Origin of the sequence: Nonomuraea sp. NPDC051191 (genome assembly GCF_044455665.1) — a bacterium.
Lineage (GTDB): Bacteria > Actinomycetota > Actinomycetes > Streptosporangiales > Streptosporangiaceae > Nonomuraea.
The window spans coordinates 1-22,759 of sequence record NZ_JBITEZ010000012.1; the positions used below are offsets into that span (position 1 = coordinate 1).

At 70.0% G+C, this 22,759-nt stretch carries 23 protein-coding genes; 10 read left to right on the forward strand and 13 right to left on the reverse strand.

Annotation, left to right across the window (positions count from 1 at the left end):
* Nucleotides 1-463: 463 nt before the first annotated feature.
* Nucleotides 464-778, reverse strand: a complete 315-nt coding sequence (locus ACIA8R_RS31890; protein WP_397042022.1) for a tyrosine-type recombinase/integrase — start codon at nt 776-778, stop codon at nt 464-466.
* 328 nt (nt 779-1,106) lie between these two features.
* Entirely contained in the window at nt 1,107-1,604 is a 498-nt protein-coding gene (locus tag ACIA8R_RS31895; RefSeq protein ID WP_364088757.1) for a MarR family winged helix-turn-helix transcriptional regulator, read from the reverse strand.
* Nucleotides 1,605-1,653: 49 nt separating this feature from the next.
* Here ACIA8R_RS31895 and ACIA8R_RS31900 point away from each other — a divergent pair, with 49 nt between their 5' ends.
* Nucleotides 1,654-3,057, forward strand: coding sequence for an MFS transporter (locus ACIA8R_RS31900; protein ID WP_364088760.1), 1,404 nt, complete (start codon nt 1,654-1,656; stop codon nt 3,055-3,057).
* A gap of 200 nt (nt 3,058-3,257) precedes the next feature.
* Here the strand turns inward: ACIA8R_RS31900 and ACIA8R_RS31905 are convergent, their stop codons facing one another.
* Nucleotides 3,258-3,398, reverse strand: a complete 141-nt coding sequence (locus tag ACIA8R_RS31905; protein ID WP_364088762.1) for a hypothetical protein — start codon at nt 3,396-3,398, stop codon at nt 3,258-3,260.
* 149 nt (nt 3,399-3,547) lie between these two features.
* Complete coding sequence (locus ACIA8R_RS31910; RefSeq protein WP_397041735.1) at nt 3,548-3,676, reverse strand: hypothetical protein; 129 nt, start codon at nt 3,674-3,676, stop codon at nt 3,548-3,550.
* A gap of 233 nt (nt 3,677-3,909) precedes the next feature.
* Between ACIA8R_RS31910 and ACIA8R_RS31915 the strand changes: the two genes are divergently transcribed.
* On the forward strand, nt 3,910-4,131 hold the full coding sequence (locus ACIA8R_RS31915; protein WP_397041736.1) for a hypothetical protein: 222 nt from the start codon (nt 3,910-3,912) through the stop codon (nt 4,129-4,131).
* 27 nt (nt 4,132-4,158) lie between these two features.
* Here the strand turns inward: ACIA8R_RS31915 and ACIA8R_RS31920 are convergent, their stop codons facing one another.
* Both ACIA8R_RS31920 and ACIA8R_RS31925 read right to left on the reverse strand, forming a co-directional pair.
* The gene (locus ACIA8R_RS31920; protein WP_397041737.1) at nt 4,159-5,535 is read right to left on the reverse strand and encodes an erythromycin esterase family protein; all 1,377 of its coding nucleotides are present in this window, start codon (nt 5,533-5,535) and stop codon (nt 4,159-4,161) included.
* 123 nt (nt 5,536-5,658) lie between these two features.
* The gene (locus tag ACIA8R_RS31925) at nt 5,659-6,417 is read right to left on the reverse strand and encodes an SDR family oxidoreductase (protein ID WP_397041738.1); all 759 of its coding nucleotides are present in this window, start codon (nt 6,415-6,417) and stop codon (nt 5,659-5,661) included.
* Between the two features lie 129 nt (nt 6,418-6,546).
* Here ACIA8R_RS31925 and ACIA8R_RS31930 point away from each other — a divergent pair, with 129 nt between their 5' ends.
* The 3 genes from ACIA8R_RS31930 (at nt 6,547) to ACIA8R_RS31940 (ending at nt 9,847) form a co-directional block, all read left to right on the forward strand.
* Nucleotides 6,547-7,458 (forward strand): LysR family transcriptional regulator, encoded by a 912-nt coding sequence (locus ACIA8R_RS31930; protein WP_397041739.1) that lies wholly within the window; start codon nt 6,547-6,549, stop codon nt 7,456-7,458.
* A 369-nt stretch (nt 7,459-7,827) separates the two neighbouring features.
* Nucleotides 7,828-9,405, forward strand: coding sequence for a tyrosine-type recombinase/integrase (locus tag ACIA8R_RS31935; RefSeq protein WP_397041740.1), 1,578 nt, complete (start codon nt 7,828-7,830; stop codon nt 9,403-9,405).
* A 13-nt stretch (nt 9,406-9,418) separates the two neighbouring features.
* Nucleotides 9,419-9,847, forward strand: coding sequence for a hypothetical protein (locus ACIA8R_RS31940; protein ID WP_397041741.1), 429 nt, complete (start codon nt 9,419-9,421; stop codon nt 9,845-9,847).
* Between the two features lie 501 nt (nt 9,848-10,348).
* Here the strand turns inward: ACIA8R_RS31940 and ACIA8R_RS31945 are convergent.
* Complete coding sequence (locus tag ACIA8R_RS31945) at nt 10,349-11,332, reverse strand: tyrosine-type recombinase/integrase (protein ID WP_397041742.1); 984 nt, start codon at nt 11,330-11,332, stop codon at nt 10,349-10,351.
* A gap of 343 nt (nt 11,333-11,675) precedes the next feature.
* Here ACIA8R_RS31945 and ACIA8R_RS31950 point away from each other — a divergent pair, with 343 nt between their 5' ends.
* Both ACIA8R_RS31950 and ACIA8R_RS31955 read left to right on the forward strand, forming a co-directional pair.
* Complete coding sequence (locus tag ACIA8R_RS31950; protein WP_397041743.1) at nt 11,676-12,680, forward strand: SGNH/GDSL hydrolase family protein; 1,005 nt, start codon at nt 11,676-11,678, stop codon at nt 12,678-12,680.
* Between the two features lie 640 nt (nt 12,681-13,320).
* A complete protein-coding gene (locus ACIA8R_RS31955) occupies nt 13,321-13,638 on the forward strand; it encodes a hypothetical protein (protein ID WP_397041744.1) in 318 nt (105 codons plus the stop codon).
* A 225-nt stretch (nt 13,639-13,863) separates the two neighbouring features.
* On the opposite strand, the gene ACIA8R_RS31960 is transcribed toward ACIA8R_RS31955, so the two are convergent.
* Nucleotides 13,864-14,073, reverse strand: a complete 210-nt coding sequence (locus ACIA8R_RS31960) for a hypothetical protein (RefSeq protein ID WP_397041745.1) — start codon at nt 14,071-14,073, stop codon at nt 13,864-13,866.
* Between the two features lie 563 nt (nt 14,074-14,636).
* Between ACIA8R_RS31960 and ACIA8R_RS31965 the strand changes: the two genes are divergently transcribed.
* Nucleotides 14,637-15,074: a PPOX class F420-dependent oxidoreductase gene (locus ACIA8R_RS31965; RefSeq protein ID WP_397041746.1), complete on the forward strand. Its 438-nt coding sequence runs from the start codon at nt 14,637-14,639 to the stop codon at nt 15,072-15,074.
* Nucleotides 15,075-15,531: 457 nt separating this feature from the next.
* Here ACIA8R_RS31965 and ACIA8R_RS31970 read toward each other — a convergent pair whose 3' ends face one another.
* Genes ACIA8R_RS31970 through ACIA8R_RS31980 form a run of 3 tightly spaced genes read right to left on the reverse strand, consistent with a single transcriptional unit; the run spans nt 15,532 to nt 17,402 of the window.
* Nucleotides 15,532-16,203 carry a hypothetical protein gene (locus tag ACIA8R_RS31970; RefSeq protein ID WP_397041747.1) on the reverse strand — a complete coding sequence of 224 codons (672 nt, stop codon included), beginning with the start codon at nt 16,201-16,203 and terminating at the stop codon, nt 15,532-15,534.
* Nucleotides 16,204-16,209: 6 nt separating this feature from the next.
* Entirely contained in the window at nt 16,210-17,097 is an 888-nt protein-coding gene (locus tag ACIA8R_RS31975) for a hypothetical protein (RefSeq protein WP_357699624.1), read from the reverse strand.
* Nucleotides 17,088-17,402, reverse strand: a complete 315-nt coding sequence (locus ACIA8R_RS31980; RefSeq protein WP_357699622.1) for a hypothetical protein — start codon at nt 17,400-17,402, stop codon at nt 17,088-17,090. The genes ACIA8R_RS31975 and ACIA8R_RS31980 overlap by 10 nt, the downstream gene beginning before the upstream one ends.
* A gap of 84 nt (nt 17,403-17,486) precedes the next feature.
* On the opposite strand from ACIA8R_RS31980, the gene ACIA8R_RS31985 reads away from it, so the two are divergent.
* Together ACIA8R_RS31985 and ACIA8R_RS31990 are read left to right on the forward strand one after the other, a co-directional pair.
* The gene (locus tag ACIA8R_RS31985; RefSeq protein WP_364088775.1) at nt 17,487-17,876 is read left to right on the forward strand and encodes a YbaB/EbfC family nucleoid-associated protein; all 390 of its coding nucleotides are present in this window, start codon (nt 17,487-17,489) and stop codon (nt 17,874-17,876) included.
* 10 nt (nt 17,877-17,886) lie between these two features.
* Nucleotides 17,887-18,261: a YbaB/EbfC family nucleoid-associated protein gene (locus tag ACIA8R_RS31990; RefSeq protein WP_364088778.1), complete on the forward strand. Its 375-nt coding sequence runs from the start codon at nt 17,887-17,889 to the stop codon at nt 18,259-18,261.
* Nucleotides 18,262-18,565: 304 nt separating this feature from the next.
* Here ACIA8R_RS31990 and ACIA8R_RS31995 read toward each other — a convergent pair whose 3' ends face one another.
* Nucleotides 18,566-21,709 (reverse strand): BTAD domain-containing putative transcriptional regulator, encoded by a 3,144-nt coding sequence (locus tag ACIA8R_RS31995; protein ID WP_397041748.1) that lies wholly within the window; start codon nt 21,707-21,709, stop codon nt 18,566-18,568.
* A gap of 116 nt (nt 21,710-21,825) precedes the next feature.
* Nucleotides 21,826-22,638 (reverse strand): SDR family NAD(P)-dependent oxidoreductase, encoded by an 813-nt coding sequence (locus ACIA8R_RS32000; RefSeq protein WP_364091948.1) that lies wholly within the window; start codon nt 22,636-22,638, stop codon nt 21,826-21,828.
* Between the last annotated feature and the right edge of the window lie 121 nt (nt 22,639-22,759).

Below are 22,759 nucleotides of genomic sequence, written 5' to 3' on the forward strand. Positions count from 1 at the left end.
CGGCCCGTAGCTGGGGTGCCGGCATGAAGCGCGGCGTGTGGTACTTCGGCGCGACCTTCCCACCCCGGGTCCGGCAGGCGCTGCCCGCCGGTGCCCGGCACGTGGGACAGTCGAACGCCTCGACCGCGGCGGCCGGGTCGGCAAGATCGCTCATGTCGCAAAACCTGTCGCGAACGCTGTTGTGAGAAAACGGTTTTGCGAGAGGTTGTGGGAACGGCGGCCAGGGACAAACCGGACAGCTCCGGGCGACGGGGCGAGGTCTGTCAGAACTCCTCATTTCTGAGAACACGAACAGTAGCCATAATTACTCAGAGTTACTTTGGGGCTGGTGGCGTGAACCCGAGCAGGGAGCCCATCGCCATGCGCTACGTCAAACCCGGCGCCGAAGCCATCGCCAAGGTCACCGAGGTCCTGGCACCCCGTCGGCGTACCCACTGATCAACTGAGTGGCGGCTTGCCGGAGCTATAGGAGTTCCGGGCCGTATTCGATGGCGCCGCCCTTGGAGATGACGCGGGCGCGGCGGAACTCCAGGTCGAGGTCCTCGATGTTCAGGGTGAGGATTTCCTCGGCGCGGGCGGCCGTGTCGTACAGGAGCCTCCACAGCACCCGTTCGCGCAGGGCGTGCGCGGGGTCGGTGAACAGCTTGTCCAGCCGGGCGGCCGGGAGGGCGCGGTCGCCGCGGCGGGCGCTCTTGCGGCGTTCCAGGCGCCGGGCCGGGTTGGTGGCCAGCAGGTCCTGGCGCTGGGCCCAGGTGGTGAAGGAGACCAGCGCGGACAGGTGCCGGTTCCAGGGTGGTGGCGGCCGCGGCCGTCATCGGCGTTGCGGGCGAGGGGCCGTCGGCCGGGGCCGGCGAGCCGGGGAAGGACACGACGGACACGAAAGTCCTCCAGGCAGGCGATGTGACACATGACGTAGCCGAGTCGCCGCGGTGGCGGCGAACGCCGAGCTGGGCGGACGCGGCCCGATGGCCGCCTATGTGACAGATAATGCAAGTTCTGTGTCACACCGCACGGGGGCGGGGTATCGCTTCGGCCTCCTGGCGCAGGATGACGATGGCCGAGTGCCCCGGCCTGGATAGTGGCTCCGTGGGTTTGCTCCGTCCCCCTTATGGCGCGACTTCGGCAGCCAGTCGGCGAAGGTGCTCGGCGAGGCCGGCGGCGTCCTCGGGGCGCCATGATGCCGTGAGGCGGGCGAAGACTTCTTCCTGGAAGGCGTGCGCGCCGGTCAGGATGTCCGCTCCGGCGGGGGTGACCATCAGCGTCGCGCGGCGGGCGTCTTGTTCGGAGGCTTCGCGGGTGACGTAGCCGTGCTTGACGGCCTCGCTGATCATGCGGCTGGCACCGGAGCGGTCGAGGCCGAGTTCGTGGGCGACGTCGGTGACCGAGACCTCTCCGAGTCGCGCCGAGGCGGCGTCGATCGCCTCCAGGACGAGGATGTCCTGCACCTTGGCCATGTCGCCGGTGAGTTCGACGGCCGCGGCCGTCACCCAGCGGCGGGACCAGAAGCGGACCAGTCGAAAGAGGGCGGGGCCCGCTCCGGCGAGATGGGCTCGCGCCGGGTCCTCGACCTCGTGGCTGTGCTGTCTCTTGAGTTCGGGAAGCATGGACCCTCCAGATTTGCGTGCGTTTCGCAAGCATTCTAGCGTGTGCGATATGCACACATCTACTCCCCCAGTCGCCGCCGGGCCGCCACGGGCGACACCACTCGCCTTCGCCGCCCTGCTCATGGGCATGCTGATGGCCCAGCTCGACACGAATATCGTGGTCGCCGCGCTGCCTGCCATCTCGGCCGACCTGCAAGCTGGCGGAGCCATCGCCGCGATCACCGCCGTCTACCTGCTCGCCGTCACGGTCTCCACGCCCATCCACGGGAAACTGGGCGACCTGCTGGGCAGGCGAACCGTCTTCAACGGCACTCTCATAGCCTTCGCCGCAGGCTCACTGGCCTGCGCGCTGGCACCGTCCATGCCCGTCCTGATCGCGGCGAGGGCCATCCAGGGCATCGGCGGGGGCGGACTGGTGGTCACCGCGATCAGCGCCCTGGCGCAGATGTTCACCCGCGAGGAACTGGTTCGACGCCAGGGCCATCTCACCGGCGTCTTCGCGCTCTCCTCGCTGGCCGGACCCCCGCTGGGCGGTCTGCTGGCTGCCGGGCCCGGCTGGCGCTGGATTTTTCTGGTCAATCTCCCGCTGTGCGCTGCGGCAGCGGCGCTGTCGCAGCGCGGGCTGCCCGGCCGGCCGCAGGACCGTAACCGCAGCTCGTTCGACACGCGGGGCGCCGCCTTGATCACGGTGATCGGCGGCAGCGTGGTCACGCTCGGTTCCATGCAGTCGCTGGCCCGCAACCCGTGGGGCACGGCGGCCGTGCTCGCCGCCGTGGCCGTCTGCGCACTGCTCTTCGCCAAGACCGAGCGCCGCGCCGCCGAGCCCCTGATTCCACCCGCCCTGTTCGGCGATCGCGCGGTGGCTCGCAGCATCGCCTCAACAGGCCTGGCCGGCATCGCGCTGTTCGGCACGTTCGCCTTCATCCCGCTGGCCATCAAGGAGGGGACCGGCGCCGGCAGTGGCGAGACGGGGCTGCTCTTGCTAGCGCTGACCACTGGTCAGCTAGCGGCCACCACCATGTTCTCCATCCTGGCCCGCCGCTACCCGGCCCTGTGGCGCTGGGGCCGTATCGCGCTTGTCCTGGGGATCGCCGGCATGGCCGCTCTGGCCGTGCTCCCGGCCCTCCACGACGCGCCGCGCCTGGTCAGCATCCCGCTGGCGATCGCGGGCATGGCGCTGGCCGGCAGCGCCCTGGGCCTGTCCATGCAGGCCTACACTTTGATCGCCCAGGGACGCGCCCAGCCGCACCAGATCGGCTCTACCATGGGCGCCCTCACCTTCGCCCGGCAGCTCGGTGGCTCGCTCGGCGCTGCCGTCTTCGGCTGGCTCCTGCTCACCGCATCCGGCACCCGAACCGGCGTGATCATCGCCCTCGCCGCAGCCGCGATATGCCTGGCCGCTGCCCTGGCCGCCGCACCCCGCGCCAAGGACGACTCGGCCACCCGTGCCTGAGCAGCACACGGCCGCGCGCTCTCACCCGAGCACGGCAACCGGGAAGCCGGACACCTTCAGGAGAACGTGCGCCAGGCGACTCGCTTTATCGCCCCCACGCGTCATTGAACTGCACCGTTGCTTTTGAGGACATGGTGACGGCCCGTGCCGTGCGCAGGCCGTCACCGCCTACACCTGCTTGTGGTGCGGACCAGGGACGCTCAGGGGGTCAGCCCCAGCTCGCGCAACTGAGCGGGCCGCGCAGCATCGCCGGCGGCAAGCACCGCGCGGCCGGCCTGGTCGAGATCCTGGCCGCCCGACTGCGCGAGCACGGCCAGGCCGTCGACGTCCACCACCGCCACGCGCACCTGCCCCGTGTGCTCACGAAGTAGGGCGTCCGGGACCGTCGCAACCGGCCCCGGATGACCCCAGCATCCATCACCAGCACCGCCGAGATCGCTCCCTTGGAAGCAGCCCGGCTTTTCGGGCAGGGCGGGGGCCTGCGTACGCGTCAGTCGTTGTCGTAGATCTGGGCGACGGAGGCCTTGACCCGGTCATAGCTGTCGACGACCAGATACCAGTAGTCGTCGTGGGGCACCTGCAGAACGATGGGGCTGACGTCGTAGAAGCCCCCGTTCATGAGACAGACCCTGGCAACTGAGCCGCGCCGGTCCACCTCGAAGCAGGCGCCGCCCGCGGTCTCCCCAAGGTCCCAGTAGGGGCGCAGACCAAGTAACGCCGAAAGGGATAGTCGCCTGGTCGCAGGGGGTGTGCGTGCGAGGGTTACGGCTCGGACATGGCAGGATAAGTCCGGCGCGATATTGGTCTGCGACCCCTGATCAGCCGAAGTCCGGAGTCCGCACCCTGCTGAGCATGCGGCCGAATTGGGGCGGAGACAGGGAGCACCGTCCGGTCAGCGCTAATTGGCGGCTAGGGCCAGCTTCGGGAGAAGGACGCGTCCAGGCCATCGCCGACATCCTGGGCGAACGCCGCCTGAGCCTGCGCGGCCTGGCCGCCGCCTCCGGCGTCAACCGCCAATCCATCGCCGACTTGTTTGCCGGCCGTTCCTGGCCCGACGCGGCCGCTGTCGCCTGACGCGGTCATGCCGTCAGGCGACCGTTCTCACGGCAGGAGCTTGGCGGCCTTGACCTTGTGCAGGTGGATCACGACGTCGAAGGATCTGCCGAGGGCGGCCTTGGTGGCTTGGTCGGGTGACCAGAAGCCGCCGCCGATCAGGCGGGTGGGGCGGGGCTGGGCGAGCCAGGTCTTGGCGGGTTGTGGTGTGGTGCGGGTGTCGAGGATGAAGTCGCGGTGGTGGACCTGGTCCAGGATGTGTTCGTTGTAGTCGCTGTCGGCGGCGGCGACGGAGCCTTTGCAGGTCAGGGGTCGTTCGGCGGGGGTGGCGCCGGCGGGGCAGGTGCCTTTGTCGAGGCTGAAGTTGTAGCCGCCCTGGTCGAAGCTGGTGCCGACGGCGACGAAGCGGTTGCCGAGGTGTTGGCGTAGGACGCCGCCCATGGGGGCGGGGACGAACATGGTGTCGATCGGGGTGTAGCTGATGTGCGCGTTCAACCCGGACATCTGGATCTTGTGGCCGGTCGTCTTGTTCCACCAGACGACGTTGTCGGCCAGTGCGGTGTCGCGGTATTCCTGGGCTTGGCGGCGTCCTTCGGCGGTGGCCTGGTCGAAGGCGAAGTCGGTGAAGGTCTGGGACAAGGCGCGGGCGTGCTGCAGCGCCCACTGGTAGTCGTCGCCGCCGGGCTTTTGCCGCTGGAGGAGTTCGAGGGCTTCGGTGGCGCGCCGGGCGTTGTCCTTGCGGGTCTGCAGCGGCTGGGTGAGCGCGATGCCCATGTACTCGCCGGCGTTGGGGGTGGTGGGCCGCAGTCCCCCGTACAGTTTGGTGAACTGGGGTGTCAGGTCGGGGTGGTGTTCGGCGATGTAGCCGAGGACTTTGTCGAACAGGACGTCGCCGGGGTAGAGCAGGTCGGCGCCCATGAACTGGACCTTGGCCGGGTGGGTGGTGTTGTAGGAGCGCATCCAGGTGATCAGGCCGAGGAACTCACGGTTGTTGAACAGGCCGTAGGGACCGGTGACCTCGTCGTGCAGGATCTGGCGGGGGTTGCCCTTTCCGTGCAGGACGTAGTCGTTGAGCCGCACGCCGGTGCTCCAGCTCAGTTCCCGGGCGAAGGTGGTGAAGCCTTTCTCGGTGACCAGGTAGCGGAAGAGCCGGTGGTTGAGGGTGTAGAACTCGGCGGTGCTGTGTGTGGCTTCTCCGACGCCGACCACCTTCGCACCCGCCACCATCGCGCCGAACGCGTCCAGGTCGTGCAGGCCACCCTGGGGTGAGGTGGCGACGAGGGGCTTGGCCACCGCGTTGAGCGCGGCGACGACCTTGGCGTCGCCAGGCTCGGCGACGGCCGCGGAGGCACTCGCCGCGGCGATGCCGGCGGTGGTGACGGTAAGGCTGAGGGCCAGGACGCTGGCCCGGATCTTGGTGTTCACAGTGATGTTCCGATGCGTGAGGGGATCTTTGTTGACGAATCAGAGCCTGCTGGACCGCGCTGTCAGCGCACTCACCGTGCGCTGACAACGGTCCGCGAGGGTGTCAGTGCCTGCCGGCCGGGGTCAGACACGAGGGCCGAGGAAGCAGCCACCGGAGGCGTCGATAATCTGTCCGGTCACCCAGCGGCCCGCCTCCGAGGCCAGGAAGGCCACCACGTCGGCGATGTCACTGGGCTGCCCGGCCCTGGAGATGGCGTTGCCGCTGCCCACCATCTGCTGGACCTCGGGGTTGTCGAGCATCCAGGGGTTCATGTCGGTGACCGTCGGCCCGGGCGCCACGGCGTTGACCGTGATGCCCCGCCCGCCGACGACCTGGGCCAGGGAGCGGCTGAGCACCTCGATGGCGGCCTTGCTCATCGCGTAGGGTTGCTCGGGCATCGCGATCCTGGTCGCCGCGGTGGACAGGTTGATGATGCGGCCTCCGTCGTTCAGCAGGGGCAGGGCCCGCTGGATGATGAACAGCGGCGCCTTGGTGTTGACCGCGATGAGCCGGTCGAACGCCTCCGGCGTGATCGTCTCGATCGACTCGGCGGTGATGGCGGCGTTGTTGACCAGGATGTCCAGCCGTACCTGGCCGGCCTGTGCGGCAAGGCCCGCCTCCAGCGCGGCGAACAGTGTGTCCACGTCCCCGGGCACGCCCAGCTCGGCTTGGATCGGGAAGGCCCGGCCGCCGTCCTTCTCGATCAGGTGCACGGTCTCCCGGGCTGCTGCCGCGTTGCTGCCGTAGTGCACGGCCACCAGCGCCCCGCCAGCCGCCAGCCGCCGCGCGATGGCCCGGCCGATCCCGCGAGAAGCACCGGTCACCAGCGCTGTCTTGCCCATCAATGGGGTCATTGTGTCGCTCCAGAAGTAGTCTGAATCTCCGGCGACTAGGATCGACTCCGACCATCGCCCACAACAATGACGAAACATGCAATGCCGTATTAATCGCTGAGTTAACGCGGGGGGGTCGTGGAACTGCGCGACATCGAGATCTTCCTGACCCTGGCCGAAGAGCTCCACTTCGGCCGGACCGCCGAACGGCTGCTTGTGACCCCCGCCCGCATCACCCAGGCCATCAAGAAGCAGGAACGCCAGATCGGCGCCGCGCTGTTCGAGCGCACCAACCGCGCCGTGCAGCTGACCCCCCTCGGCCGGCAGCTCCGCGACGACCTCTGGCCCGTCTACACCGGGCTCCAGGACGGCATGCGCCGGGCGAAGCTCGCCGCCCGAGGCAAGACGGGCCGGCTCCGGATCGGCATGGTCAACTCCAACCATGAGGACCTTCGTCCGCTGTTCAACGACTTCGAGGCTCGCCATCCCACCTGCGAGATCCACTTTCGCTACGTCGGGTTCGGCGACCCCTTCGGTCCGCTGCGGGCAGGAGAGGTCGATCTGCAGATCGCCTGGCTTCCCGTCAATGAGCCGGACCTCACCGTGGGCCCCGTCGTCTACATCGAGCCCGTGGTGCTCGCCGTCGGCACCAAGCATCGGCTGGCGGGGCGGCCGTCGATCTCGTACGAAGATCTCGCCGACGAGGTGGTCATGGGCGGCGCCAAGCCGGACTACTGGCGAGAGGCGCTCACCCCCCGGTACACACCCAGTGGTCGGCCGATTCCCATCGGCCCCATCGCCACGAGCTCCGCCGAGATGCTCCCCCTGCTGTCCAACGGCGAGGCCGTCTCGCCCGCCCACGCACACGCCGTCCGCTACTTCGCCCGGCCGGAGATCACGTACGTGCCCATCCATGACGCCCCGCCCGCCCGCTGGGCGCTGATCCGGCGCACAGCCCGCCAGGACGACCTCATCCAAGACTTCCTACGAGTCGCGCACGAGTTCGGCCCGATCGTCCATCAAGAGTCCGGGTCTCACCCGTCGGGTTGACCGGGGAGCACCTGTCCTAAAGTGCCCCGATCAGCGACATACCAGGAGCAGCCAGGCGTGACTTCGAGCGCACGAGGCGGCGGTGTCCTACCCGAGAAGATCCTGAAGACCGCTCAGACCACCGCGCCGCTGGGCCGACGCCGGCTTCCGGCCAGCCATCGGGACAGCCTCCTGGATCTTCTGCGCGAGATCCATGCCAGGTATGGGCAGTACGCCGCTGCTCGGTTGCGGCACGGCAGAGCTGCTGATCCCAGAACCGGATCTCGTGCCTGCTCCTGCCGAAAGCGGCCAGGCCCGCGTCACAGCGGTGGGCGAGCCCCCTGTGGTGACGCCCAAGCGTCGAGACGGACGGTCGCTGCCCCCCGTCTGATGGGCGTCATCTCCCTGATCAAACCGGCGGCGACCTGCGTGGGCTGCTATGCCTGGGGCGTGCTCCCGGGGCGATACTGCCGCGCCTGCTACACCTTCGGCCAGCTCCACCAAGTCGGCCAGTGCGCAAGCTGCCACCGCGAGGTCCCGACCAAGAAGGGGTATTGCCGGCTGTGCTGGCTGCAGGCCAGCTTGGAGGCCAAGGACCAGGTCACCGTGCTGGAACCGTTCCTGCGCAGGCTCACCTGCCAGCAGCTGTTCCTTAGCAACATACACCGGCAGCGATCCCAAGGTCCTGGGCCGCGCATTGGGCGGCAGGGACGCCGACGCTCCCGTCCCCAGCCGCCGCCCGCTGAACCGGAAACCTCACCTGGTCGCTGGACTCAGCTGCGGCTGCCCATCGCAGTGCGTCGCGACTACACCAGGTTCGACCGGCGCCGGCACGCCGACCCCGCCAACCCGGCACTCCACAGGGCCCGCGCGGCGGCCGCCGCTCTTTCCGAGGCTCGGGGCTGGACCCGGCGGATCATCAGTGACGTCGACCGGGCCCTGGTCATACTGCTGTCCACCCACACTGCCGACGACCGGATCCGCTTCTCGGAACTGTTTCCCAAGCTGCGTCACCGCGGCCTCAGCGTCGGACACACCGTCGAAGTCCTCGCCCGCATCGGCCTGCTCGATGATGACCGCGTCCCCACCTTCGACCGCTGGCTGGCCGGCAAGCTGAGCGGCATCGCTCCAGGCATCGCCGCCGACGTCGAGGCATGGGCCCGCCTGCTGCACGAGGGCGGGCCTCGCCAGCGAGCGCGCAGCATCCAGACCGTCTGGAGCTACCTCACCGAGATCCGGCCCGTCCTGCTCGACTGGTCAGGCACCTACGATCACCTGCGGGAAGTCACCCGCGATGACATCGTGACCATCAAGGACACCCTGCAGGGCGCCAAACGGGAGAACACCATCGTGGCACTGCGCTCGCTCATGCGCTTTTGCAGGAAGAGCGGGCGGATCTTTCGCGACCCCACCATCCGCATCCGCATCGCACGCCGGCCGGAAAAGGTGATCCTCCCCCTCGCCTCCGGCGAGATCGACCGCGCCGTCGCCACCGCGACGACCCCGGCGATCCGCCTTATTCTCGCCCTGGCCGCCGTCCACGCGGCCCGGCCCAAGATGATCCGCGACCTCCGGCTCGAAGACATCGACCTGGGCAACCATCGCATCACCATCGGTGGTCACCCTCGCCCTCTCGACGAGCTCACCCGTCAAGCGCTCCTCGCTTGGCTGGACTACCGGCGCAGCCGCTGGCCGAACACCGCCAACCCCCACGTGCTGCTCACTCAGCACACCGCGATGGAGACCTCCCGGGTCGGCAAGCTCTGGGTCACCAACGCCGTCCGGGGCCTGACCGCCACCCTGGAGCGCCTTCGCATCGACCGCCAGCTCGAAGAGGCTCTGATTCGCGGCCCCGACCCACTGCATTTGGCTGCCGTGTTCGGCATCGACGACAAGACCGCCATCCGCTACGCCAACGCCGCCCGCCACCTCCTGCAGGCCGCTGCGGAGACGCCCGAACCACCGTGACACCATAGGCGTCGTGATCTCCGCTGATGCGCTTGTCAGCCGAAGGCTGCTCCAGGTGACGGTGTCCTGGCACATCCACCCCAGCGACGACCACGCCTCACTGGTGCACATGTGGTTGCACCTGAGCGATCTCGGCCCGGTCCGCTTCCACACCGCCCCCGACGCCTCGCTCGAGCTGACGCTCGATCAACCACACGACTCCTATGACATGGACGAGTACGGCCAGGTCACCGTCGGTCCCGTTCCAGATGATTTTCTGATGAGCCGATTCATCGGCCAGTCGATCCGAGCCGTTCACCGCATCATCGACCACCGGATCGAGACGGAGATCGGCCTCCGGCTCGAACTCGATCACGGCGACGTGCGCATCCTCAACCTGGGCGACGAACTGGTCATCACCGACACTGCTCTGCCGGACGCGCTCGAAACCGCTCTCCGCTGACACTCTTCGCGACATTCAGTGCGCTGAACCCACGAGGCGAACATGCCTTGAGATGCCGAACCCACGTGAGTTCCCACTGAAGAACCTTCAGTTCGCGTGAACTCTGGGCTTTTTGGGCCCTCCGTTCGGGTTCGTGCGATGAGCCCCGAAGTAGCGGGCAGAAGTCCGATGCGGAGCTGCCCCACACCTCGTAACGGTGTGCCGTCAGGAGCGGAATCGTGTACGTGGGTCTTCTCCGACGCTCTCCCCGCCCGTCCGCCCCTCCTCCCGCGCTGCGGCCGCCGCGTTCGGCTCCTCAATCTCTGGGCGCGGATCAACGAAGCCCAGCAACGAGGCTGGCTCGGCGTAGTTCACGGGCTCGCTGCCAGCTTGGAGGCAGCCGAAGCAAAGCTTGCCTCACTTGACCGTCGCGGTCATGTCGTCCTCGGGTTTCCGCCTGAGCGAAACGGACCTGTCGTTAAGGAAGCTGCCACCAAGTACACGCGAGCGCGTTGAGCCTGGTCAGCGTGTCCTACGTTGAGCGGCGGGATCGTGCTCGGCGGTGATGCGGGCGGAGGTCTCCTCGCCCAGGCGCACGTAGCGGCCGAGGCTGCCCAGGTGCTGGTGGCGGGACTTGGCCTGCAGTTCCGGCGCGGTGCGCCCGGCCTCGGCGAGGTGCTGCAGGGCGCTGTGGCGTAGCTGGTGCAGGGTCCAGCCCTGGCCGTGCGGGTCAAGTTCGGCGGTAGCGGTTTTGAACAGGTGCTCGGCGCGCGGGTAGGACAGGCGGCCGCGCCGGGTGGTGGGGCAGAGGTCGGCGGCCGCAGGCGCGCGGGGACCGGAGGTGGGGGCGCGCCGGTCGGCCAGGAACACCGGCCCGGCGATGCGGCCGGCGAGCAGGCGGGGTAGGAGCCGGGCGGTGGCGGTGGCCCAGTGCACGTACTCCAGGGCGCCGCCCTTGGAGGTGACGCGGGCGCGGCGGAACTCGGTGTCGAGGTCTTCGATGTTGAGGCAGAGGATCTCCTCTGCGCGGGCGGCGGTCTCATACAGCAGCCGCCAGAGCACTCGGTCCCGCAGGGCGTGCGCGGTGTCGGTGAACAGCATCTCCAGCCGGGTGGCTGGGATGGCGCGGTCGCCGCGCCGGGCGGGGGTGCGCCGCTCTAGCCGGCGTGCCGGGTTGGTTTCCAGGAGGTCTTGGCGCTGGGCCCAGGTGGTGAAGGAGGTCAGGGCGGACAGGTGCCGGTTCCAGGTGGCCGCCGCGGCGCTGTCCCAGGGCGCCATGGTGGCGGCGTAGTCGTCCGGGGTGAGGCCGGCGACGGGACGCTGCGGGCCGGTGACGGCGGTCAGGCGGGCCAGGGTGTGGGCGTAGTTGCCGCGGGTGGTGACGGTCCGCAGTGAGCTCAGGAAGCGCTCGACCGCGGCACCGACCGACCTGGCGCCTGATCCCGCGACAGATCCCGGTACCGTGCCGCCATGATCGGCGGGTGGCGGGGGGATGGCGGCGGGCACAGATGCTCCCAAGGCCGACGGTTCGGGCTGCTGTGACAGGTAACGCTACCGAGTCGGTGAGTCGCCAGGGAGTAACGAGCTGGGCGGGAGCAGCTCAAGCCGCGTGGCTGTAACAGGTAATGCGAATTCTCTGTTGCAGTTAGGTCGGACTTACCTTCGCGTGATATCACGCACAGTCACTGACGACTACGTTAAGTAATTGATCGCTGTCTGGCAGCACACGCGTGAGCGAACACGGCACGTCGGCTCGCTCGCCTCTCCCCAAGCCTCGACGAAAGGCACAGCCATGTCCTCAGCCCTGTCACCCATGTCTTCAGCCATGCGTAAGGCAACGAAAACTCCGGTGGCAGGGCGGCTGGCCTTCGCTGCCGCGTTGGGCGGCTGCCTGGCACTCTCCGTCCCGGCGGCAAGCGCCGCCGCAGCGCCCGCCGAGGCGGTACCGACCGTCTTCTTCGGCGACTCCTACACCGCCAACTTCGGCATCACTCCCATCAATGACACCGACAAGCCCCGGGGCCTTTGTTTCCAGGCCACGGAGAACTATCCCGCCGTCGCCACCCGGCGCCTGGCCGGCAAGGGCATCACGCTCAGCGTCCAGTCGGACGTCTCCTGCGGAGGCGCGCTCGTCGAGAACTTCGGGCGCGAGCAGCAGCTGCCCTTCGGCGTCGGGACGGTGCCGGCACAGCGGAACGCGCTCAAGGACGACACCAAGCTGGTCGTGGGCGGCATGGGCGGCAACACGCTGGGCTTCACCAGCATCCTCAAGCAGTGCTCGGCAAAGCTGCGGGGCGGCGAGGGAGCGATCCTGCCCGGAGCGCCGGTGGACCCGGACTCACCGTCCGGCGAGTGCCGGGACTTCCTCACCGCGGGCGACGGAAAGGAATGGCTGGACTACAAGTTCGAGCAAGTCGAAACCGAACTGGTGGACATGCTCGACAGCATGAGCTACCTCTCCCCGGAAGCCGAGCGGGTCCTGGTCGGCTACCCCAGACTCGTGCCCCAGGACACGACCAAGTGCCTGACCCCGGCCCCCGGCCAGACGCAACTGCCGTTCGCCGACATCCCCAAGGACGCGCTGCCCGTCCTGGACCAGGTCCAGAAGCGGCTGAACGACGTCATGAAGAAGGCCACCGCAGACACCGGCGCCGACTACGTGGACCTCTACGACCACACCGGGAAAAACACGGCATGCGACGGCGCGGGCCGGGGCATCGGCGGCCTGCTGGAGAACTCCAAGGTCGAACTCGGTACCCAGCCGATCCCGTGGTACGCACACCCCAACGAGAAGGGCCGTACCATCCAGGCCGAGCGCGTGGCCGCCACGATCGAGACGGTCCTCAACCGCTGACGGGGCCCCACAGCCCCGAACCCGGATGACCCCACAGGTCCTGACATGCGTCATCCGCTCCTGAACGAGGCTCCAGGTCCGCCCTGCGACCTGGGGCCCCGTCGCGCGGCCCTCTGTCGCATCAGCTTTCCGGCCCGGGCGGCGGTCCGGTCAGATCCAGGCGCCGGTCAGGCCGCAGTTGCACGGTCCCGTACGGGGTCATGTTGGTGTGGAAGAGCGGGGTGAGGCCGCGCCGGTCGACGGCACGATCAGGCGCGACGCTTGGGGAAGCGAGTGGGAGACGATAAAGCAATGGGTGGTGCGGGCGGGGATTCCCGTCGTCTGAGGGGCCGCTCACGCGGAGACGGTCTCGGCCAGCGGGGTAAGCAGCTCACCGAGCTTGCTCACCGACTCGGGGATGAAGCGGTAGTAGGCCCCAGGTGCCGCGGCGTACGCGCATGACCACGGACATTGCGGGCAACGCCAGCTAAGCGAAACCGGGCTAGCTGGTTCGAGCGGCGTTCGACGCGCTATGTTTCTACCTGGAGTCAGGACGCGCACGCTCCTCGCCGCTGCCACCGTCAGCCCACGCCGATGCGGTAGCACTGTCGGCCAAGGTCCCTCGGGCCCGCGAAGCTTGTATTCCCTTCTTGCTGATCGTATGTGCATCCGCGAAGGCAAGGTGGCGTGGGCCCTGCCGGAACAGGACGACACCGTGCCCAGAAACAGCAGCGCCGCTCGCCGCGAACAAGCCCGCGCTCTCGCGGCCGCCGAAGGAATCACCTACACCCAAGCCCTCCGCCGCCTCGATGAGGCCCGAACCGCGACCAGCGAGGCCGATGGCGACGAGACTGCGTCGGTAGTCCAGAAAAGCGCGGCCGGGCTGGTGGAGGTCCTGGCCGCCCGGCTGCGCGAGCACGGCCAGGCGGTCGACGTCGACCACCGGCATGCGCATCTGCCCCGGGTACTGACCCAGTAGAGGCGTCCGGGACCGTCTCTACCGGCCCCGGACGCCTCCAGCATCCAACCACTGGACCGCCGAGAGCCCCGGGCCCCATGAGATGTGCAAGGGGGCCTGGGCTTCTCCGTGTGTAGCTCTCCCGCCAGGGGTTTTCCGGACTGTCCGAGCCGCTCAATGCGGGTGTTCTCCGGCAGAGTATTGATCGCAGGATGCGTCGAAGTCGCCAGCGATCGGGGCGCGGGGTCAGTCCAACGGTTCTCCGCTGTACTGGCCGCCCCGGCAGACCGAGCCGGACCCGTCAGGGTAGTAGAGGGGGTAGCCGCCCCCCATCACGCAGTCGCCGACGCTGACCGCAGGGGCGGCCGCCGCCGCCGGTGCGAGAACGAGGAAGACGGCCGAGGCGGCCAGTAGGCCACCAGACAGCGCAGCGGGAATGCGAGTGGGGATGCGCATGGAACTCTCCTTGCCCCGAGGGTGACTACTCTTTGCAGTCAATCACTACGTACCGTGATTGATGTGAGGTAAAACCAGTCGCACTGCGCAACCAGGCGATCGCCCGCAATGGCGGCATCCTCGATCTCGACGGCTCCGACGAACGCGTCCAGCAGATCGTTCTCGGCACGCCTGGCGCCGCCGAGCTGGTCGACAACCTGGTGGCCTACGCGATGCTGCCCGCGGGCCCCCGCAGCATCGCCATCGGCTGCGCCGGCGGCAAAACACCGCGCGGCCGGCCTGGTCGAGATCCTGGCCGCCCGGCTGCGCGAGCACGGCCAGGCGGTCGACGTCGACCACCGCCACGCGCACCTGCCCCGGGTGCTCACGAAGTAGGGCGTCCGGGACCGTCCCAACCGGCCCCGGAACCCTCCAGCATCCACCCCCAGCACTTCGAGGTGTTCTTGGCGGGGATCAAGATCTCGCAGATCAACCGGACGACTCTCTGGCCGCGAACGCCCTCGGACGTCGTGCTCGGCCGAAGCGCTTGACCTCAAGCGTGGTTGAGGTCGCAAACTGATCCCATGATTTTCACGGGCGGAGAGCGCGCGTACCTGTCAAACCAAGGACTCGGCCGCCTGGCGACCCTCGCCCCAGACAGGTCCCCCCAGATTCAGCCGGTCGCGATCTGGTTCGACCCCGAGAACGAGACCGTCCGGATCGGCGGCCCGGAGCTGACCAAGAGCCGCAAGTACAAGAATGTCCTGGCCGATCCCCGGGTCTCCCTCGTCATCGACGACCAGTCAGCGACGCCCAACGCCATCGGTCAGACCGGCCGCGGCATCGAACTGCGCGGCCACGCTGAGATCCTCTTCCTGGACCCGCCGCTCCACCCGGCATTCGACCACGAGACCCTGTGCATCCGACCGCACCGTGTGATCGCTTGGAACCTGGAGCCGATCAGTGATCCATCCTTCGAAAGCGGCTCCCACCTTCAGGGCTACAACTCCCGCAACATCTGACCACCCGATCTACTTTGGGCCTGGGCACATGCTGGGGAGCGGGACGCCTCAGCACAGAGAGTTCCCCGGCCCCCTTGAACAGCGAGGGGGCCGGGGAACTCTCTCCGTGCGTAGCTCTCCCGCCAGGGGTTTCCCGGCAGGTCCACGCGCGCGTACGCGAGGGATTTCCGGACTTTCCGGCCCGGCCCTACGGGCCCTCCGCTCCCAAACGTGTCCCCAGTCGCCATCTGGGCCAGCGCCCCGACAGAACCTGGGTTCTGCCCGGTCTCCTGAACGGCGCAACCGCAGGTCAGCGCGATGAGATGGTGTGGCCCGCCAATCCGGTCCCGGTAAACGAGCCGCCGGACCATGCCGAAACCCGGCCTCGGAACAGGCGGGTCAGAGCGGAAAGCCAAGGTCCCTGACCTGCGGCGGCCGATCTACCTTGGGGCTGAGGACACGCTCGGGAGCAGGACGCCTACTCCTGGAGTCTCATGAGCTGCCACTGCGCGAACGAGCTGACCTCCTCGTCACCCACCCTGGCGGCGAGACGCAGCAGCGCCGCGTCGTCCTCGGCCATGCGCGTCGCGATCGCCGCGGCGAACAGGCGGGCCATCGGGTCGTCGCCCTCCAGCGCGGCGACGACCTCGCCCGGGTCGGGATCCTCGGTGTCGGACGCGATCAGCCCGGCCGTGAGCCGCCCGACCTCGGGGTCGGCCAGCCGGGACAGCCCCGCCATGAGCTGTTCGGTCGAGGCCGCCGCCAGGAAGTTCAGGAGCTTCCAGCGGATGGAGGTGTCGGAGGCCCGGCTCAGGGTGAGGGTCTGGGCGATGAGGTCGGCGTGCCGCTCGTCCGCGGCCAGCAGCACGAACTCCACGGCGTGGAAACACACCTGGTGCCGCGGGTGGGCCAGCAGGCGGGGGACCTCGTCCAGCAGCGGCGCGGCCTGCTCGCCCAGCTCCGACAGCAGCCAGGCCCCGGTCTGCACGGCGTCGTCGTCGCCGCTGCGCAGCAGGATGCGCAGGTTCTCGACGGGATAGCCGCCGAACAGCTCGTTGAGCAGGTCGTTGGCGGCCTGGCCGAGAGCCTCGTCGTCGATGGGGCGGGCGAGGATGCGCGCCATCAGGGCGTCGCCCGTCTGTGTCTGCATCTCGCGTTATTTCCCCTCGTTGGCCTTGCGCTCAAGGTCGTTCAGGAGCTTCTGCTCGTTCTCCAGCCGGGCGGCGTGGCCGGGGTCCCGGCCGAGCCGGGCCTCGTTCATCTTCCGCGTCAGGATGCTGTCCTTGACCTCCGCCGCAGCCTGCCTGGCCTGCTCCGGTGTCATCTTGCTGACGTCGCTGCTGTCGGGCAACCTGCCGTGCATGCGCTGCGCGGCCGAGTCGTAGCTCGCCGAGGCGTTCGGGTCGTAGCCACCGCCCTTCCCGCCCTTGTTGCCACCGCCGCCGCCTCCGCGTCTGCGCCGGATCTGGAGCATGCCGTCGCGGGCGTGCGGCCGCCTCTCCATCTCCTTCATGATGCGGCGCATCTTCTCGGTCACCCGGCCGCTCAGCACCGGGGCCAGCCCCCTGGCGGTGCCCTCGGCGCCTTCGATCGCCACCTTGCCCACGGCGTGGCGGGTCATCTGCATGCGTGCCAGGGCGAGCATGCCGCCCGCCGCGCCGCCGAACAGCAACGCCTGGGTGGCGACGGTCAGTCCGTAGGCGGCCTGCGTGCCCACGGCCAGCTTGACCGCGCTGACCACGTTCGCGGTGCCGTCGAGGACGGCCGGAGCGACCTTCGCCGCGGAGGCGGCCTGGGAGATGTGGCCGCCGCCGTCGCCGACCTGGTTCCAGTGGCTCGCCAGGTGTGTGGCCGAGTCGCCCTGGTAGACCTGTTGCGCGCTGCGCATCGTCTCGCCGGCCGCCGCCCCCTGGCTGTCCGACGCGGCGATGACGACGCGCCAGTCGTCGGCCTCAAGGCGCCACTCGTCCTCGTTGTCGTTCGGCCAGGGGAAACCGATGAGGTTGAGGAAGCCCGCCACCTGCGGGTCGAGAGTCACCGCCATGCAGGGCTCTCGAGGCTCTCGATGGTGGCGCTCTCCGCCGCCTGGGTGTTCCTCGACACCGTACGCAGTCCTTCGCCCGTCTCGGCGATCTGCCCGCCGATCCCCGTCAGCGCGTCGAGCGAGGTCTGCAGGCATTCGTTGTAGGAGGCGATGATGGTGGCGAACAGCCCGTCGCCGCCGAAGGTGCGGGCGCCGCTCCCCCGCTGCCGCAGCCGCATGACCGCGGCGTCGTAGTTCGCCCCATGACCGGTGACGTACGTGCCGTCCCGTCCCAGCGCCCCCGTGGCGATCTCAAATCCCGTCATGTCCAGAAAGCATATCCAGTCAATTCCGTCACAGACGTTTACCTCTACACTGAACGTTCACTCGATTGGCTGTCGGAGGTCGACATGCGTTCACCAGCGCCGGAGGACGACGCCGAGTACCTGCACCAGTACGTCGCCCAGAGCCGCCGCGCCATCCAGGCGCTGCACGACGCCCGGGCGTCCATCGATCAGGTGGAGGGCCGCGCGGAGAGCGACGACGGCCTGGTCGAGGCGTCCGCCGACGGCCACGGCGTCCCCACCCGCCTGCGCATCGACCCGCGGGCGCTGCGGCTCGACGAGGCCGCGCTCGGCAGGAAGACCGCCGAGGTACTGCGGGCCGCGCAGGACGACGCCGCGCGGCAGGCGCGGCAGATCGCCGACGGGGTGCGGGACACCACCGCCGCCGTGCCGGCGCCTCTGGACGAGACCTTCGTACGTGCGCGGGTCGAGCAGGCAATCAACGACCTTTACTAGGAGGCCGAGCGTGTTCGGGCCGGAGATCGACCCCGCCAACATCAGCGAACGCGAGCTGGACGAGGCCGCCCGACGAGGCGAGCGCATGCTGGCCTGGCTGGAGTCGGCGCAGGAGGAGTTGCGGGCCGTCATCGGCACCGGCGAGGGGCCGTCGGGCCATGTGCGGGTGACCGTCGACGCGGACGGGCGCGTCCTCGACGTGCGCTACGACCAGCGCGCCCTGCGGCTGGGCGGCCACGACCTGGCCGAGGAGACGCTCGCGGCGGTACGGGCGGCGGCCGCCGACGGCCGGCGGCGCACCCACGACCTCATGCGCGAGGCCGTCCCCGGCTACGACCCGGACCGGACGCAGGCCGAGCTGGAACGGCTGCTCGGCAGCGAGTAGGCGTGAACAGCCGGTCCTGAGCGTGGCGGAGCAGGTCAGGGTGCGGGGGCGGCCGCGACCCGACTGTCCTCCCGGCGCATGGCGAACGCCGGGATCCCGTCGACTTCGGTCCGGCCGTCTCGGCGCGAAGCCGGAGTGCTCGGCGGACGGTCCCGGCTTCCATCGCACCCTGCGGGCGGCGACCGGCACGAGCCGGATGACGTGGCTGCCGCACCGCGCCTTCCCCTGCCCTTCCACGGAACCGGCGCCGGCACCTCACCCCGAACTGCCCACGCTCACCTGAGCCTGCGCCAGTCCGGACGGGTCAGCGGGTGAGGGTGATCTCCGCCAGTTCGCGGAGGTCTCGTCGGCGGCCGTCGAGGGTCGCCTCGGCGAACGCGGTCTCGCCGAGGTGTTCGCGTGTCTCCTCGGCGATGCGGGCGGCGTCCGGCAGGGAGCGGTCCGGGGTGCCGCGTACGGCGTCGCTCGCCGCGATCAGCCGCGCGGCCTGCTCGTACCGGCCTTCGCGCAGCGCGACGTCGGCGATCCCGACCAGCGACTCGGCGATCGTGGGCGGGTACATGTTCTCCATCGCCGCCTCGAACGCCTGCCGCCGGTGCGCGCGGGCCTGCTCGACGTCGTCGGTGAGGTAGCCGTACAGGTCCATGACCTTGGCGCGTACCGAGCTGACCATCTCCGTGTCCCCCAGCAGCTCCTGCACCGAGGCCAGGTGCTCGCGCACCTTGTCCGGCTCGCCGCGCCAGTGGGCGAGCTGCGCCTGCTTGAGCGCCAGCTCGGCCAGGGAGTCCGGCCAGACGATCCCGTCGGCGTGCCGCTGTGCCTCGGCCATGGCCGCGGCGCAGCCCCGCTCGTCGCCGAGCAGCCAGTGGAGCTGGGCCTGCCGCGCCCGCACGCCCACGACGTCCTCGGTCGCGCCCACCTCGGTCAGCGCCACGGCGCCCTCCGCGTAGCACTCACAGGCGCGGACGAAGTCCCCGCGCATGGCCAGCCGGTCGGCCAGGAACGTCAGCGCGAGGGAGATGCCCATGCGGTCGCCCAGCGCGCGGAACTCGGCGAGCGCGGTCTCGGCGTCGACGTCGACGTCGGTCTCGTCGGCGCCGAGCGTGAGCCGGAACCGCCCGCGGGTGAGCCTGGCCTGCGCCCGCACCCACGGGTCGGCGTCGGCGATCAGCGGCTCGAACGCGGGCAGGAACGCCGCCGGGCCCTGGAGCGTACGCTCCAGCAGCGCGGCGAACCCGAGCAGCGGCTGACGCGACCCGCTGCTCAGGGTCAGCCGGTGGGCCTCCTGGATCCACTCCCGCGCCTGGAACTGGTCGCCGCCGACACCTGAGGTCAGGAACATGGTCACCATGAGGGACGCCATCGCCCGCACCTCGTCGGGCACCTCGCCCTCCAGCGAGGCCGCGGCGACGCTCAGCTCGGCGCCCTCGGCCCGGTGGCCGCCGAGGAACCAGTAGTAGCCGGCGGCTCCGACCAGGCGCATCGCCTCGTGCGCCCAGCCCTCGGCGATCGCCCCGCGCACGGCCGTGATGATGTTGTCGTGCTCGGCGTCGAGCACGAGCAGCCACTCCAGCTGCTCGGCCCGGCGCAGGTGCGGGTCGGCGGTCGCGGCCAGCTCGGTGAAGTAGGCCAGGTGCGCCCGCCGGGCCCGTTCGGCCTCCCCCGCCTCGGCGAGCCGGTGGGCGGCGTACTCCCTGATGGTGTTGAGCAGCCGGTAGCGCGGGGCGCCCTCGTCGTCGGTGATCAGCAGCGACTTCTCGGTCAGCGCGGTCAGCACGTCGAAGACCTGCTCACCGGCGAAGGACTCGTCGCCGCAGACGCGTTCGGCCGCCTCCAGGCTCGCCCCGCCGGAGAACACCGACATCCGGCGCAGCACGCCGCGCTCGGCCTCGCTCAGCAGGTCCCAGCTCCAGTCGACGACCGCGCGCAGCGTCTTGTGCCGGGCGAGCGCCGTACGGCTGCCGCTGGTCAGCAGGCGGAAGCGGTCGTCGAGGCGGCGGGCGAGCTGGTCGACGGACATCGTGCGCAGCCGGGCCGCGGCCAGTTCGATGGCCAGCGGGTTGCCGTCGAGCGCCCGGCAGATGCGCGCCATGGCCGCCAGGGTGGGCGCGTCGGAGCCGATGTCCTTGCGCACCAGGTCGGCGCGGTCGCGCAGCAGCCGCACCGCGGGCGAGGCCCCGGTCTCGGCGGGCGCGGCCCCCTCGGTGGGCAGCGGGAGCGGCTCGACCTGCCACAACACCTCGCCGGTGATGCCGAGCGGCTCGCGGCTCGTGGCCAGGACGCGCAGGCCGCGGCACTCGCCCAGGAGCCGGTCGGCGAAGGCGGCGGCGGCCTCGACGACGTGCTCGCAGTTGTCCAGGATCAGCAGGATCGCGCGGTCGCGGATCGCGGTGATGAGCCGGTCCATCGGGTCGCCGCCCCGCGCGCCGCCGAGCAACCCCTGGTCACGCAGGCCGATCGTGGTGAGGGCGGCCTGCGCCAGCTCGCCGCCGGCCCGGACGGGGGCCAGCTCGACCAGCCAGGCGCCGTCGGGCAGCTCGGCGAGCATCGTACGGGCGGTCTCGGTGGCCAGCCGGGTCTTGCCGGAGCCGCCCGCCCCCGTCAGGGTGACCAGCCGGTATCTGGCGGCCAGACCGGCGACCGCGGCGACGTCGTCGTGCCGGCCGACGAAGCTCGTCAGCTCGGCGCGCAGGTTGGTCCTGCGGTTGTCGGCCCGCTCCCCGAGCTCGCCGCGGAGCAGCGCGGTGTGCAGCGCCGACAGCTCGGCCGACGGGTCGGCGCCCAGCTCCTCGGCCAGCCGCTCGCGGGTGCGCTGGTAGACGGTCAGCGCCTCGTTGCCGCGGCCCGCCTCGGCCAGCGCCCGCATCAGCGCCGCCACGAACCCCTCACGCAGCGGGTACGCGGCCACCAGCCCCGTCAGCTCGGAGACCAGCTCCGCGCCCCGGCCGAGCCGGAGGTCGGCCTCGACCCGGTCGCCGATCGCGTCGACGTGGAGGTCGTCGAGCCGCGTGACCACGGCGTCGAAGATGTCGCTGTCCTGCATCACGATGTCGGACATGGGGGCGCCACGCCACAGCTCAAGGGCCGAGCGCAGCAGGTCGGCCCGGTCGGCGGGCTCGGCGGAGCGGGCCTGGACGATCAGCTGCTCGAACCGGCACACGTCGACCGCCTCGCGCGGCACGGCCAGCCGGTAGCCGCCGGAGTCGGCCTCGATCACGCCCTCGGGCAGCAACCTGCGCAACCTGGACACCAGCGCCTGAAGGGCGTTGACCTCGTCGGCGGGCGGCCGCGCCCCCCAGATCCAGTCGACCAGCCGCGCACGCGTCACGATCCGGCCGGGCTCCAGGGCGAGGGCGGCGAGCAACGCGCGCAGCCGGACGCCCGGAACCTCGACCGTGGCTCCTTCAGGGTTCCGGACCTCGAACGGCCCAAGCAATCCGACTCGCACACCCGCAATTGTGCCGGAACCACGACAAGCCCCGGCCCACTTCCGCCCCGCCCCGGCCTCCCGGTCGCCATCACCGCAGGTCAGAGGCATGTCGCGGGCCGCTTCCCAGAGGCGGGTCAGCCGTCGGCCTTGCGGCTGAGGTGCTCCCAGGCGCGGTACTCCGCGCCGCGGGCCTCGTCCATCTGCTGGACGAGGTCGTAGGAGCGGCTGCCGACGATCAGCCGGCGCGGCGGCTCGGGCAGGTCCACCAGCTCCATGACGACGGGCGCGGCGTTGGCCGCCGGCGGGCCGGCGTCCTCGCCCCACATGGCGGCCAGCTCGGCCCGCAGCCCGTCGTAGACCGGGTCGGGCTCGGTGGCCGTGGTGCCCAGCGTGAACAGGCCGGTGTCGTAGCCGCCCATCTGCAGGTTGGTGACCTTGACGCCGAACGGCTCGGCCTCCATGGCCAGCGCCTGCGTGATCGAGTCGAGCGCCGACTTGCCCCCCGCGTACAGGCCGACCGCGGCGACGCCGCCGCCCGCGGCCATCGACGTCACCTGGAGGATGTGCCCGGACCTCTGGGCGCGCAGGTACGGCAGCACCGCCTGGGTGACCCAGATCGCCCCGAACAGGTTGACGTCGAAGTGGGCCCTGATCTGCTCCTCCGTGGCCTCCTCCAGCATGCCGAACAGCAGGCCGCCGGCGTTGTTGACCACGATGTCGAGCCGGCCGTACGCGGCCGCCGCCTTCTCCACGCCCGCCCGCACCGCCGCGCGGTCGGAGACGTCGAGCGGCAGGCGCACCAGAGCGCCCGGGTACCGGGTCTCCAACTCGGCCAGCGGCCCGACGTCGCGGGCGGCGGCCACGACCCGGTCGCCCCTGTCCAGGGCGGCCTCCGTGAACGCCCGGCCCAGCCCCCGGGACGCGCCCGTGATGAACCAAACGCGCATGCGCTCTCGCCTCCTCATTCGTTCAAGACGAGACGGTTCGTCTCGCCGTAGGTCCGTCAGTGTGCCATCAAGGGCCACCGTCTTGTCAAGACGAACCGTATCGTCTCGTTGAGGGTGTATG